The organism is Streptomyces sp. 1331.2 (assembly GCF_900199205.1).
Classification (GTDB): Bacteria; Actinomycetota; Actinomycetes; order Streptomycetales; family Streptomycetaceae; genus Kitasatospora.
The window spans coordinates 857938-871567 of sequence record NZ_OBMJ01000001.1; the positions used below are offsets into that span (position 1 = coordinate 857938).

A 13630-nucleotide genomic window follows, 5' to 3' on the forward strand; every position below is an offset into this window, starting at 1 on the left:
CAGTGTACAACTATCCACTGGCGTTCGGAAGCCGAACCCCAGCGGACGCCACCCGGAAGCCCGCGCTCAGTCCAGCTCGAACACCCCGTACGAGAACCCCTCCGCCCGCAGCTCCCCGCCCGCCACCCGCACGCCCTGCACCTCCAGCGGCCGGACGCCCGTCGCCGGCCCCGACAGCCGTACGGCCGCCGGCTCCCGGCGCGGGTTGACCGCCACCAGGTACCGCTCCCCCCGGGTGTACACCAGCGGGTACCCGGCGTGGCGGACCTCCACGCTGCCGGCCGAGCCCAGCCCCGGGTTCGCCCGGCGCAGCGCGATCAGCCGCCGGACGGTGTGCAGCAGCGAGGTCGGGTCGGCGCGCTGGGAGAGCACGTCGGGGCGGTGCGGGTCCGGGTCCACCGGCAGGTACAGCCGCTCGGGCGGCGCGCTGGAGAAGCCGGCCGTCGGGCCCGGCGCCCACTGCATCGGGGTGCGCGAACCCGCCCGGTTGAACCGCGGGCCGAGCGCGCTGCCCTCGGTGTCCGGCAGACCGGGCAGGAAGCGCATGCCGATCTCGTCGCCGTAGTAGACCGCCGGGAGGGTGGGCCAGGTGAGCAGGAAGGCGAAGGCGGGGGCGAGTTGCTCGGCGGTGCGCGGGCCGGTGGCCAGCCGGGAGAAGTCGTGGTTGGCGGTGGGCAGCACGATGTGCCCGCTGTCCTCGGTGAGTTCGGCGGCGGACAGCCAGGCGTCCAGGAAGGTCTGCGGGGTGCCCCGTCCCTCGGCCTCGAAGTAGCAGGCCTCCTGCTGCCAGAACTCCTCCACCGTCCCGCCGTTGTTGTTCCAGAGCGAGCGCAGCGCAAGGCCGTCGTCCTCGCCGCCGAAGTGCAGGAAGAAGTCCGCGTGGAAGCCGGCCGCGATGGCGGCGGCCGGGTCGCCCCACTCGGCGAGCAGCGCGGCGTCGGGGTGGGTGCGGTCCAGCCAGTCGCGCAGCCCGGTCCAGAGCTTGGCGGTCTCGACCCTGCCCGGGTCGTCCTTGACCAGCGAGTACGCCATGTCCACCCGGAAGCCGGCCACGCCCAGGCCGAGCCAGTGCGCCACGATGTCGCGCAGCGCCGCCCGGTTGGCGCGCGGCCCCTCGGCGTCCACCGGCTGACGCCACGGCTCCTCCGAACTGCTGCGCGCATAGCCGAAGTTGAGCGCCGGCTGGCAGTCGAAGAAGTTCGGCCGGTACCAGCCGGGGCGGCTGCCGGGCGAGGCGACGAAGCCGTCCACCGGGCGAGGCGACCAGATGTAGCGGTGGTCGGACGGGTCCTCGGCCGCGGCCAGGAACCAGGGGTGGCGGTCGGAGGTGTGCCCGGCGACCAGGTCCAGCAGGATCCGGATCCCCTTGCGGCGGGCGGCCTCGACCAGCGCGACCAGGTCCTCGGTACGGCCGTAGCGCGGGGCGGGCGTGAGGTAGTCGGCGACGTCGTAGCCGGCGTCGCGGAACGGCGAGGCGAAGCAGGGGTTGAGCCAGACCGTGTCGACGCCGAGCCAGGCCAGGTGGTCGAGGTGCTCCGCGATGCCGGCGAAGTCGCCGATGCCGTCGCCGTCGGAGTCCGCGAAGGACTGCGGGTAGATCTGGTACAGGACGGCGTCGGCGAGCCAGTCGGGGCCGGGGCGGGTCGAGGTCATGGGCGGGTCCTCCTGCCGGGTCCGGGGCCCGGGGGTGCGCCCTGCCCGGGGTGCACGGGCGGGGCGGAGCCGGGCGGGGGCTGAGCCGGGCCGGCTCGGCCGGGGCCGAGTCGGGTGCCCCCGATTCTCGTCCAATCCCGGCCGTCCCGACAGCCCACGGCACCGCTTCACCGACCCACCACCGAGCCTGCCCTCGGCGGGATGTCCTCGGCGCGGCGCCCTCAACGGGATGCCCTCAACGGAGTGTCCTCAACGGGGTGTCCCGACCCCGCAGGCCGCCGTGAACGCCCGGGCCCGCCGGGTGATCTCCGCCCAGTCCCCCGCCGCGACGGCGTCCGGCGGCACCACGTCCGTCCCCGCGCAGACCGCGAGCGCGCCCTGCCCCAGGAAGTCGGCGGCGTTGCCCGCGTTGACCCCTCCGGAGGCCACCAACGGCACGCCGGGGTACGGGCCGCGCAGGTCCTTGAAGTAGCCGGGGCCGAACGCCCGGGCCGGGAAGATCTTGACGGCCGCCGCGCCCAGGTCGACCGCCTCGGCCACCTCGGTCGGGGTGAGCGCCCCGAGCACCACCGGCACCCCCGCGGCCCGTGCCGCCTCCGCGACCTCCGGCCGACAGCCGGGCGTGACCAGGAAGGACGCACCGACCGCGGCCCCGCGCTCGGCCTGCTCCGCGGTCAGCACGGTTCCGACGCCGACCCGCCAGCCGGACTGCGCCGCGCGTCGCAGGTGCTTCGTCACCTCCGGTGTGGTGTAGGTGAATTCGGTCCAGTGGATGCCCCCGGCGGCGAGCGCCGCACAGAGCGCGGGGGCGTCCGGGATCCGCGGCGCGCGGACCACCGCGATCACCCGGTCGTCCTGCAGGGCGGCGAGGGCAGGGAGGGCGGGGAGGGAGTTCATGCGGCTCGGGCTCCTCGGTCGGTGCGGCGCAGGGCGCGCCCGGGCCGGGCGCCCGTGGTGCGGCCCTGCCGGACGACGGCGGTGCCGTTGACGTACACGTACTCGATGCCTTCGGCGGGCAGCCGGGGTTGCTCGAAGGTGGCGGCGTCCCGGACCCGTTCGGGGTCGAGCAGCACCAGGTCGGCGTGGTGGCCGGGGGCGATCCGGCCGCGCCGGTGCAGCCTCAGCCGGGCGGCGGGCCGTCCGGTCATCCGGGCGACGGCCTCCTCCAGCGTCAGCACGCCCAACTCCCGGCCGTAGTGGCCGAGGTAGCGCGGGAAGGTGCCCCAGGCGCGCGGGTGCGGGCGGGTGCCGACCAGCAGCCCGTCGCTGCCGACGGTGTGCGCGCGGTGGCGCATGATCGCCCGGACGTTCTCCTCGTGCCCGACGTGCTGGAGGATCGTGGTGGCCAACTCGTCCCGGCGCAGCAGGTCGAGGAAGACTTCCGTGCCGGTCCGCCGTTCCCCGGCGGCGAGTTCGGCGACGGTACGGCCGACGGCGGGTGCCAGCTCCGCCGAGCGGACACCGGAGATCTGGATCGTCGCCCAGTCGGTGACCACGCCGTGGCAACCGTCGCTGCCCTTCTCCTCCACCTCCTGCCGGATCCGGGCGCACTGCGCCGGGTCGGCGAGCCTGGCCAGCGTCGCCGTCGGGCCACCCTCGGTGGCCCAACTCGGCAGCAGAGCAGCCAGGGTGGTGGATCCCGGCAGGTAGGGGTAGCTGTCCAGGGTGAGGTCGATCCCCTCCGCGAGTGCCCGGTCGACCAACGCCAGCAGCTCGCCGGCCCGGCCCCGGTTGACGTCGAAGTTCATCGTGGCGTGGGTCAGGTGCAGCGCACAGCCGCTCCGCCGGGAGATCTCCACCATCTCCGCGTACCCCTCCAACGCCCCTGCGCCGTAGGATCGTTGGTGCGGAGCGTGGAAGCCGCCGTAGGCTGCGACGACGGTGCACAGCTCGACCAGTTCGGCGGTGTCCGCGTACATCCCGGGGGTGTAGCTGAGGCCACTGGAGAGGCCGACCGCGCCGTCCAGCAGGCTCTGCGCCAACACCTGCCGCATCCGGTCGAGTTCGGCGGGAGTGGGAGGTCGGTTGCCCCAGCCCATGACGAGCGTGCGCAGCGTTCCGTGCGGCACGAGGTAGCAGGTGTTGACGGCGACGCCGGTGCGGTCGATCCGGTCCAGGTAGCCGGCGACGTCGCGCCAGTCCCAGTCGAGGTCCGCCGGATCACCGTTCCAGCCTGCGAGTTGGCGGCGCAGCGCGGGCAGGGTGCGCTCGTCGACCGGGGCGTAGGAGAGGCCGTCCTGGCCCAGGACCTCGCAGGTGACGCCCTGCGTGACCTTGGCCGGGTGCTCGGGTTCGAGCAGCAGGGCGAGGTCGGAGTGGGCGTGCATGTCAATGAAGCCGGGGGTCAGGACGAGGCCGTCGGCGTCCACCACGTCCCGGGCGTCGAGGCGGTCGCCGATCTCGGCGATCCGGCCGTCGGCGATCCGTACGTCCGCCCGGAAGCGGTCCGCGCCGGTACCGTCCACCACGGCGGCGCCCCGGAAGACGGTGTCCCGTACGGCGCCCCGCACACCGTCCCGTACGGCGCCCCGCGCTGTGCCCCCGGCCATCAGAAGAACGTCCTGACCAGCCCGGTGACCTTCGGCTCGGCCGCGTCCGCGGAGTCCAGCACCGGGATCGCCGTCCACTTGTCGAAGGCCGTGCACGGGTGCGACACCCCCAGGCGCAGCACCGCGCCGATCGGCGCGAGGTCGCCGGCCTCGCGGAGGAAGGCGTGCTGGTCGTTGAGCGCGCCGATCCTGGCCGCGGTGCCGGTCAACTCGGCTCCTCCGCGTACCTGTTGCGGCTCGGGCAGGCCCTCGTCGAAGGGCAGGTCGCGCTTGCCGGCGTCCAGCAGGGCGAGTTGGGGCTCGGGCCGGGAGACCACCCGGGCCCAGCCGTGCAGCGCGCCGCGGAAGGGGGCCTCGCCACCGTTCCGGGCGAGCGGCGAGATGCCCCGGTAGAAGCCGTCGTCGTGGGCGACGTACGCACCCGAGCGCAGCACCACCAGGGCCTCCGGCAGTGCCGCCGACTCCTCGACCACCAGGTCGAAGTAGGCGCTGCCGCCGGCGGTGACCACGGGTGGCGCGTCGTCCGGGTAGGTGCCGGCGAGCCGGTCGTGCAGCCGGCCGAGCTCCCGCAGGTAGCCGCGGACGGCGGCCAGCGCCTCGGTCGTGGCGTCGTGGGCGAGCGCGCCCTCGTACCCGCCGACGCCGGCGAGGCGCAGGGTGGGGGCGCGCAGCACGGCGGCGGAGACCTCGACGGCGGCGTCCACCCCGCGGGCGCCGGTCCGCCCGCCGGGGCCGCCGAGTTCGACCAGGACCTCGACCGGCCGCTCGGCCCCGGCGGCGCGCAGCGCCCGGTCCATCAGCCGCACGCTCTCGGCGGAGTCGACCCAGGAGAGGAAGGCGAAGCCCGGGTCGGAGGTCAACTCGTCGGCGAGCCAGGCCAGTCCGGCCGGGTCGAGCAGGGTGTTGGCGAGCAGGATCCGCTGCACGCCGAAGGCCCGGGCCACCCGCAGCTGGGGCAGGTTGGCGAGGGTGATGCCGTGGCTCCCGGCGTCGAGCTGCGCCTGCCAGAGCGCGGGCGCCATGGTGGTCTTGCCGTGCGGGGCGAGCGCGACGCCGGCATCGGCGCACCAGTCGGCCATGGTGCGGACGTTGTGGTCGAGCGCGGAGCCGTCGAGGGTGAGCAGCGGAGTTCCGAGCGAGGAGAGGGTCGGGCCGTCGGCCAGCCACTCCCGTACGGTGCGTCCCCACGATTCGGGGGGAGCGGCCTTGAACCGCCAGTCCAGCGGCTCGTCGGCCAGCGCTGCCACTGCGCAGGCGGCGATGCCCGGCCCGGTGCCGCTGCTTGCGAAGGTCTGCACCACGATCTCCCTCCACCCACCATGTTGCAACATGCGCAACGTAGGTTGCACATGCTGGCAGCACGGTTCTAGCATCGGCGCCGGATCACGGTCAACGGAACCGACTCATCAACGGAACCGACTCACGATCGGCGGAACCGCCTCACGGTCGACGGAACCGACTCACGGTCGACGGGGTCGGCCCGCTCCGGACGGAACGGCCCCAGACGAGGAGCCCAGCACATGCCGCGACACGACACCCAGGGCTCGACCCGCCCCGGCCCTCCCCCGACGGCCGTGTGCGTGGGCGAGTCGATGGCCGTCCTGCTCCCGGACCGCCCGGGCCCGCTGGAGTCCGTGGAGAACTTCCGGCTCTCCGTCGGCGGCGCCGAGTCCAACGTGGCCGGCGCCCTGACCGCGCTCGGCGTACCGACCGCCTGGATCAGCCGGGTCGGCGACGACGGCTTCGGCCGCCGGCTGCTCGCCGAGGTCGCCGCCCGCGGGGTGGACGTCTCGGCGGTCACCGTCGACCCGCACCGCCCGACCGGCCTCTACCTCAAGGAGGTCGGCGGCAGCACCGGCCACCACCACGACCTCGGGCCCGGCCGCAGCCGGCTGCACTACCACCGGCGCGGCTCGGCGGCCGCTGCGCTCTCCCCCGCCCTGCTCGCCGAGCCGGCCGCCGCCGCGCTGCTCGCCGGCGCCCGGTTGCTGCACCTGTCCGGCATCACCGCCGCGCTCTCCGACGACTGCCTGGAGCTGCTCTCCGCCCTGCTCGCCGACCGCCGGCCGGGCCGGCTGGTCAGCTTCGACCTCAACTGGCGCCCCGCGCTCTGGCGGGAGCGCGACCCGGCAGTGCTGCCACCGCTGCTGGACGCCGCCGACCTGCTGCTGCTCGGCAGCGACGAGGCCCAGGCCGCCCTCGGCACCGGAGACCCGGCCGCCCTGCGCCGCCTCTTCCCCTCGCCCGCCACCCTCGTGGTCAAGGACGCCGCCCGGCAGGTCACCGCCCTGGAGCGGGACGGTACGGCGGTCACCGAGCCCGCCCTCGCCGTCGAGGTGGTCGAGGCCACCGGCGCGGGCGACGCCTTCGCGGCCGGCTACCTGGCCGGCGCCGTACGGGGCCTGGACCAGCGCCGCCGGCTGCGGCTCGGCCACCTGAGCGCCGCCTGCGCGCTGACCGCCCACGGCGACCAGGCCGAGCTGCCGCCCGCCGCCGCGGTGGCCGCACTGCTCGACGCCTCCCCCACGGACTGGGCCGCCACCCGGGTTACCGCGGACGGCATCACCGGCCCTGCCTGCCCACCGACCGTACGCATCCCCTCCCGTCAGGCCCGGGCACAATGAGCGAGCCCCCCAGCCCCCGAAGCGGAGCACGATGAGCCAGACCGTCACCCGCGCCCTGCGCATCCTCGCCGAACTCGGCGAGGGCGAACGCTCCCTCGACCAGCTCGCCGAGGTGCTCGGCGTCCACAAGACGACCGTGCTCCGACTCCTCCAGAGCCTCGAAGAGGAACGATTCGTCTACCGCGACGCCGCCTACCGGTACCACCTGGGCGCCGGCCTCTTCGCCCTCTCCGGCCTGGCCCTGGAGCAGCGCGGCATCCGCCGGATCGCCGGCCCGCACCTGGCCGAGCTGAACGCCGCCACCGGCCAGACCGTGCACCTGGCCGCGTACGAGGGCGGCGAGGTGGTCTACATCGACAAGTTCGACTCCCGCCACCCGGTGAGGATGTACTCCCGGATCGGCCTGCGCGCCGCGCTGCACAGCGCCGCCGTCTCCAAGGTGCTGCTGGCCGACCTCCCGCTGCCCGAGCGGCGCCGGGTGGTGGCCGGGATCGACTTCACCCCGCACACCGAACGCACCCTCACCACGCCCGAGGCACTGCTCGCCGAGCTGGAGAAGGTCGCCGCCCAGGGCTGGGCGCAGGACCACGCCGAGCACGAGTCCTTCATCAACTGCGTGGCGGCACCGATCCGGGACGCCAGCGGACGGGTCGTCGCCGCCGCCTCGATCTCGGTCCCGGACGTCGTCCTGCCGTACGAGCAGGTGCTGGACCTCCTGCCCCAGCTGCTCGCCACCGCCTGCGCGATTTCGGCCGACTGCGGCCGCCCCGACCAGAACTGACGGTCAGTCACCGAAGGGAAACCCCGTACCCCATGAGCTCCGAGCACCCCCGGACCGCCGAGAAGGTCGAGATCCGCACCGACGGCGCCCCCGCCCCCGCCTGGATGTTCTCCCAGGGCGTCCGCAAGGGCCCGATCCTGCAGGTCTCCGGCCAGGGCCCGCAGGACCCGGCGACCGGCGAGTACCTCCACCCCGGCGACGTGCGGGCGCAGACCCGGCGCACCCTGGAGAACGTCAAGGCCATCGTCGAGGCCGGCGGCGCCACCATCGAGGACGTGGTGATGTTCCGCGTCTACCTCACCAAGCGCGCCGACTTCCCGCTGATGAACGAGGTCTACGCCGAGTTCATCGAGGAGAACATCAAGCCGGGCGGCGTGAAGCCCTGCCGCACCACGATCTTCGTCGAACTCCCGCAGGAGCCGATGCTGGTGGAGATCGACGCCCAGGCCGTCGTCTCCTGACGCCCCGCAAGACCACTCGTGCCACCACCCCGAAGGGCCCGACGGCCGGCGGGCCCTTCACCACCCCGCGGACGCCTGCTTGCCACACCCCTCAACGGACATTAGGTTAGCCTCACCTAACCAACTGGAGGTCCGTCCATGAGCCTGCCCCCCGGCGACACCGAGGCACCCGAGCCCACCACCGCCGAACGGATCCACAGCCTCCTCGGCGCGACCTCCTCGCTCACCGTCCGCGCCCTGGGCGAGCGCCACGACCTGGACACCCCGGTCTCCGTCCACGGCTCCCGCCTTCGGCTGCGCGCCCCGCTGGACGCCCCGCTCACCGCGGCCGCCGCCCGGGCCGGCGAAGGCCTCGCCGTCGTCCTCGACGTCACCGACGTCTCCCCCGTCGCCGTCCGCGACCGCGTCCGTGCCCGCCTCACCCTGGCCGGCCGGCTGCACCTGGCCCACCTCGCCGACGACGGCCTCACCGTCCACCTGCACGTGGACGTCGCCCACGCCGTCCTCGCCACCCCGTACAGCACCGGCGCGATCACCGCCGCCGACCTCGCCCGCGCCACCGCCGACCCGCTGGCCCGGCACGAGGCCGCACTGCTCACCCACCTCGCCGACGACCACGCCGACGCTTTCGACGTGCTCACCCGCCTGCTCGACCCGGCCCTGCTCGCCCGTACCCCGGACGTCCGCCCGCTCGCCCTGGACCGCCACGGCCTGGTGCTGCGCCTGGACCACCCGGACGGCCACCGAGACGTCCGCCTGGCCTTCCCCGAACCGGCCCGCGACACCGAGGACTTCGGCCACCGGATGCACGACCTGCTGTCCGCCGCCCGGTACGGCCAGCCCGCCCACCGCGGCTGACCGAACGCCAGCCGCCGAACGCCACAGCCACCGAACGCCACCGAACGCCACAGCCACCGAAGGCCGGAAAACGGCAGCGGCCGGCCCGGCTCGCGAGGGGGTTGTGTCCCGCGAGCCGGGCCGGCCTTGGGCGTGTCCCGCGCCCATGTCCGCCGTGCGGCGATCACCCGGTCGAGCGGTCACCCGACATGACCATCCCGGAGGATCGATTCGCTCCGCAGCAGCGGTGGTTCCTGAGACCCCGACAGGTCAGAGCGCGACGCCGTGCGCGCGCAGGTAGGCGACCGGGTCGATGTCCGAGCCGTACTCCGGACCGGTACGGATCTCGAAGTGCAGGTGCGGGCCGGTCACGTTGCCGGTGGCACCGGAGAGGCCGATCTGCTGGCCGACGGTGACGGTCTGACCGATCGACACGCCGATCGACGAGAGGTGCGCGTACTGGGCGTACTTGCCGTCGGCGAGCTTGATCTCGACCTCGTTGCCGTAGGCGCCGCCGTTGCCGGCCTTGACCACGACGCCGTTGGCGACGGCGCGCAGCGGGGTGCCGGTGGAGGCGACGAAGTCCTGGCCGGTGTGGTGGCCGGAGGCCCACATCGAGCCGGCCACGCCGTAGGCCTCGCCGAGGACGGGGTGGGCCAGCGGCGCGACGTAGCCGGAGGTGGCGGCGACCGGAGCGGCCGTCACGGCCGGGGCCGGAGCGGCGGTCTGCACCTGGGTCTGCACCGGGGCGGACGGCTTGGCGACCTCGGTCGTGACCTGCAGCTGGGCCTGCGGCTTGGCGGCGGCCTGGGTGGCCGGCGCGGCGGGCTTCGCCGGGGCGGCGTCCGCGGACGGCGCGGCGGCGTGGCCGGCGATCGCGAGCTGCTGGCCCGGGAAGATCAGGTTCGGGTTGGCGCCGACGACCGAGCGGTTCTGCTCGTACAGCGCCTGCCAGCCGCCCTCGACGCGCTTGGCGTCGGCGATCTTGGACAGGGTGTCGCCGCTGACGACGCGGTAGCTCTCGTGCGCGGCGGCGGCCTGGGCGGCGGGCTTGGCCTCGGTGCCGGCGGCGGGCTTGGCCTCGGTGCCGGCGGCGGCCTGGGTGACCGGGGCGACCGGGGCCGTGTGGGCCTGGGCGTTCATCGCGGTCACGAGCGGGAGGGCGAAGGAGACGCCGGTGACGGCGGTCGCGATGCCGATGCGGGCGGCGCGGGGCAGGGTGATACGACGAGCCTGAGCAGGCATGGAAGTTTCCTCTCCGACGCCTGCGAGGTGAGCTGTCGGGTTCGGGCTGGAGTTGCCCGGCCGCATGCGCGGCTTCACCCCGAGCCGGCCCTGGACGCCCGCGCCCTGAGGCGCGAACTCCGGTCCGGCGACTTACCTGTGGGTCCCCCGCTCCTGCCGTACAGAGTTCAGTGCGAGCCACCGGGCAGCGGCAGGACTCGGCGTTCCACCCGGTGGATCCGTCCGGGCTGGCCGGGCGGTCGCTGAACTAAAACCCATCCGTTCGGGTGAAGCAATGTCGATCTCTTGAACGGGCAACCATCCCCCACCCCCCGGTCACCCTCCGCACGTCGCGCCGCACGATCCGTACACAATCCATTCACCCCGCGCCACTGATCCACGACCCTGCGCCGAACTCCACGACGCTGCGCAACCCCCCACCCACCGAGCGTCAACGACGGACACGCCCTCCGGTGAGCCTTGTCACGTACGCCCCACGGGGCGCAGGATCGGGCCGTGGCCACCTCCGAAGCCGGCACCCTGCGCCTGGGCACCGCACAGGGTCGCTGGGTACTCCTGGCAACAGTGCTCGGTTCCAGCATGGCGATGCTCGACGGCACCGTCGTGAACGTCGCCCTGCCCCGCATCGGCGCCGACCTCGGCGCCTCCCTCGCGTCCCTGCAATGGACGCTGAACGCCTATCTGCTCACCCTGGCGGGCCTGATCCTGCTCGGCGGCGCACTCGGCGACCGCTACGGGCGGCGCCGGGTCTTCCTGATCGGCGTGGTCTGGTTCGCCGTCGCCTCCGCGGCCTGCGCCGCCGCACCGAACATCCAGGTGCTGATCGCCGCGCGCGCCGTCCAGGGCATCGGCGGGGCGCTGCTCACCCCGGGCTCGCTCGCCATGCTCCAGGCGGTCTTCCATCCTGACGACCGTTCGGCGGCTGTCGGCCTCTGGTCCGGCCTGGGCGGGGTGGCCGCCGCGGTCGGCCCCTTCCTCGGCGGCTGGCTGGTGGACGGCCCCGGCTGGCGCTGGATCTTCCTGCTGAACCTGCCGCTCGCCGCCGCCGTGATCGCCGTCACCACCCGGTCCGTACCGGAGAGCCGGGACGAGAGCGCCACCGGCCGCTTCGACGTGCTCGGCGCGGTGCTCGCCGCGCTCGCGCTCGGCGCGTTCACCTACGCGCTGACCGCGGCCGGGGAGGGCCTGTCCCCCGTGGTCTGGGCCACCGGGGCGATCGGCGTACTGCTCGGCGCCGTGTTCCTGGCCGTCGAACGGCGCGCGGTCGAGCCGATGCTGCCCCTCGGGCTGTTCTCCTCCCGGCTGTTCACCGCCGTGAACCTGGTCACCCTGTGCGTGTACGCGGCATTCAGCGGCGTCTTCTTCCTGCTGGTGGTGCAGCTGCAGATCGTCTCCGGGTTCTCGCCGCTGGTCTCGGGCTTCGCACTGGTGCCGATCACGGTGCTGATGCTGGCGCTGTCGGCCCGCGCCGGGCGCCTCGGCAAGCGGATCGGCCCGCGGATCCCGCTCACCATCGGCCCGCTGCTGTGCGCCGCCGGAGTGCTGCTGATACTGCGCATCGGCCCGGGCTCCTCCTACTGGGCGGACGTGCTGCCCGCCGTCACGGTGATGGGCTGCGGGATGACCCTGCTGGTCGCACCGCTGACGGCCACCGTGCTGGCCGCCGTCGAGGTCCGGCACGCGGGCATCGCCAGCGGGGTCAACAACGCCGCCGCCCGCGCGGCCGGACTGCTCGCGGTGGCCGCCCTCCCGGCGCTGGCCGGGCTGAGCGGCAACGCCTACCGGGTGCCGTCGGCGGTGGACTCCGCCTTCCACACCGCGATGCTGATCTGCGCGGGCCTGCTGGCCGCCGGCGGGCTGATCGCCTTCACCACCGTCCGCGGCAACGTCCTGGCCGCCGAGGAGCGTCCGGTGGCCGAGCCGAGCTGCGACTGGCCCTGCGGGACCACCACCCCGCCGTTCGACCCGGGCCACGTCCAGTCGCACGAGGACCCCGCCACCGGTCCGGCAGCGGGGCCCTCGTCCGAGAACTGACGAACCGTCAGAGGATGTCGCCCGGAGCGTACTTGGCAGCCTCCGGGTAGGCGGCCGCGACGGCCTCCACCTGGCGGACCACCTCGGCGACCTGGGCGCCGGCCGCGCCGGTGAAGGAGAGCCTGTCGGCCAGCAGCGCGTCCAGCGCGGCACGGTCCAGCGGGATCCGCTCGTCCGCGGCCAGGCGGTCCAGCAGCTCGTTCTCCCGGGCGCCCGCGCGCATCGCCAGCGCGGAGGCGACGGCGTGCTCCTTGATGACCTCGTGCCCGGTCTCCCGGCCGACGCCCGCGCGCACCGCGCCCATCAGCACCTTGGTGGTGGCGAGGAACGGCAGGTAGCGGTCCAGCTCGGCCTCGATCACGGCGGGGAAGGCGCCGAACTCGTCGAGGACGGTCAGGAAGGTCTCCAGCAGGCCGTCGAAGGCGAAGAAGGCGTCCGGCAGCGCGACCCGGCGCACCACCGAGCAGGAGACGTCGCCCTCGTTCCACTGGTCGCCGGCCAGCTCGCCGGTCATCGAGGCGTAGCCACGCAGGATGACGGCCAGGCCGTTGACGCGCTCGCAGGAGCGGGTGTTCATCTTGTGCGGCATCGCGGAGGAGCCGACCTGGCCCTCCTTGAAGCCCTCCGTGACCAGCTCGTGGCCGGCCATCAGGCGGATGGTCTTGGCCAGGCTGGACGGCGCGGCGGCCAGCTGGACGAGGGCGGTGAGCACCTCGAAGTCCAGCGAGCGCGGGTAGACCTGGCCGACGCTGGTCAGCACATGGTCGAAGCCGAGGTGCGCGGCGACCCGGCGCTCCAGCTCGGCGAGCTTGTCGGTGTCACCACCGAGCAGGTCCAGCATGTCCTGGGCGGTGCCGACCGGGCCCTTGATCCCGCGCAGCGGGTAGCGGGCGATCAGCTCCTCCAGGCGGCGGAAGGCGACCAGCAGCTCGTCGGTGATCGACGCGAAGCGCTTGCCCAGGGTGGTGGCCTGCGCGGCCACGTTGTGCGAGCGGCCGGCCATTACCAGCTCGGAGTGCTGGGCGGACAGCTTGGCCAGGCGCACCAGGACGGCCACCGTGCGGTCGCGCACGTGCTCCAGCGACTGGCGGATCTGCAGCTGCTCGACGTTCTCGGTCAGGTCCCGGGAGGTCATCCCCTTGTGGATCTGCTCGTGGCCGGCGAGGTCGCTGAACTCCTCGATCCGGGCCTTCACGTCGTGGCGGGTGACCCGCTCACGGGCGGCGATCGAGCCGAGGTCGACCTGGTCGATCACCTGCTCGTAGTCGGCGACGGCGGTCGCCGGGACCTCGACGCCGAGGTCCTGCTGCGCCTTCAGGACGGCGAGCCACAGGTGGCGCTCAAGGACCACCTTGTGCTCGGGGGACCAGAGCTGGGCCAGGGTCGCCGAGGCGTACCGGGAGGCCAGGACATTGGGGATCTGGGGCTTCGCGCTCACGCTTCGCA

General features: G+C 74.1%; 11 protein-coding genes and 1 riboswitch. Of the genes, 5 read left to right on the plus strand and 6 right to left on the minus strand.

Translation table 11 applies throughout. The features are described from left to right. Positions 1–66 precede the first annotated feature (66 nt). The 4 genes from CRP52_RS03720 to CRP52_RS03735 all read right to left on the minus strand — a co-directional run bounded on the left by CRP52_RS03720 (position 67) and on the right by CRP52_RS03735 (position 5500). Entirely contained in the window at positions 67–1653 is a 1587-nt protein-coding gene (locus tag CRP52_RS03720; RefSeq protein WP_097235071.1) for an alpha-amylase family glycosyl hydrolase, read from the minus strand. 249 nt (positions 1654–1902) lie between these two features. Further along, on the minus strand, positions 1903–2550 hold the full coding sequence (locus tag CRP52_RS03725; RefSeq protein WP_097235072.1) for a bifunctional 4-hydroxy-2-oxoglutarate aldolase/2-dehydro-3-deoxy-phosphogluconate aldolase: 648 nt from the start codon (positions 2548–2550) through the stop codon (positions 1903–1905). Beyond that, on the minus strand, positions 2547–4202 hold the full coding sequence (locus CRP52_RS03730) for an N-acyl-D-amino-acid deacylase family protein (protein WP_097235073.1): 1656 nt from the start codon (positions 4200–4202) through the stop codon (positions 2547–2549). Before CRP52_RS03730 ends, CRP52_RS03725 begins: the two co-directional genes overlap by 4 nt. Continuing rightward, positions 4202–5500, minus strand: a complete 1299-nt coding sequence (locus CRP52_RS03735; RefSeq protein ID WP_257032267.1) for an alanine racemase — start codon at positions 5498–5500, stop codon at positions 4202–4204. The genes CRP52_RS03730 and CRP52_RS03735 overlap by 1 nt, the downstream gene beginning before the upstream one ends. A gap of 222 nt (positions 5501–5722) precedes the next feature. Here CRP52_RS03735 and CRP52_RS03740 point away from each other — a divergent pair, with 222 nt between their 5' ends. The 4 genes from CRP52_RS03740 to CRP52_RS03755 all read left to right on the plus strand — a co-directional run bounded on the left by CRP52_RS03740 (position 5723) and on the right by CRP52_RS03755 (position 8926). Further along, positions 5723–6826: a sugar kinase gene (locus tag CRP52_RS03740; RefSeq protein WP_097235075.1), complete on the plus strand. Its 1104-nt coding sequence runs from the start codon at positions 5723–5725 to the stop codon at positions 6824–6826. A gap of 31 nt (positions 6827–6857) precedes the next feature. Continuing rightward, on the plus strand, positions 6858–7607 hold the full coding sequence (locus tag CRP52_RS03745) for an IclR family transcriptional regulator (RefSeq protein WP_097235076.1): 750 nt from the start codon (positions 6858–6860) through the stop codon (positions 7605–7607). A gap of 32 nt (positions 7608–7639) precedes the next feature. After that, complete coding sequence (locus CRP52_RS03750; RefSeq protein WP_097235077.1) at positions 7640–8068, plus strand: RidA family protein; 429 nt, start codon at positions 7640–7642, stop codon at positions 8066–8068. A gap of 138 nt (positions 8069–8206) precedes the next feature. Then, positions 8207–8926: a DUF2470 domain-containing protein gene (locus tag CRP52_RS03755; RefSeq protein ID WP_097235078.1), complete on the plus strand. Its 720-nt coding sequence runs from the start codon at positions 8207–8209 to the stop codon at positions 8924–8926. 249 nt (positions 8927–9175) lie between these two features. Here the strand turns inward: CRP52_RS03755 and CRP52_RS03760 are convergent, their stop codons facing one another. Then, positions 9176–10150, minus strand: a complete 975-nt coding sequence (locus CRP52_RS03760) for a M23 family metallopeptidase (protein ID WP_097235079.1) — start codon at positions 10148–10150, stop codon at positions 9176–9178. A gap of 2 nt (positions 10151–10152) precedes the next feature. Beyond that, positions 10153–10333: riboswitch (cyclic di-AMP (ydaO/yuaA leader) on the minus strand. Between the two features lie 312 nt (positions 10334–10645). Between CRP52_RS03760 and CRP52_RS03765 the strand changes: the two genes are divergently transcribed. Then, complete coding sequence (locus tag CRP52_RS03765; protein WP_257032268.1) at positions 10646–12184, plus strand: MFS transporter; 1539 nt, start codon at positions 10646–10648, stop codon at positions 12182–12184. Positions 12185–12191: 7 nt separating this feature from the next. On the opposite strand, the gene purB is transcribed toward CRP52_RS03765, so the two are convergent. Then, on the minus strand, positions 12192–13622 hold the full coding sequence (gene purB / locus CRP52_RS03770) for an adenylosuccinate lyase (RefSeq protein ID WP_097235080.1): 1431 nt from the start codon (positions 13620–13622) through the stop codon (positions 12192–12194). Positions 13623–13630: the final 8 nt, after the last annotated feature.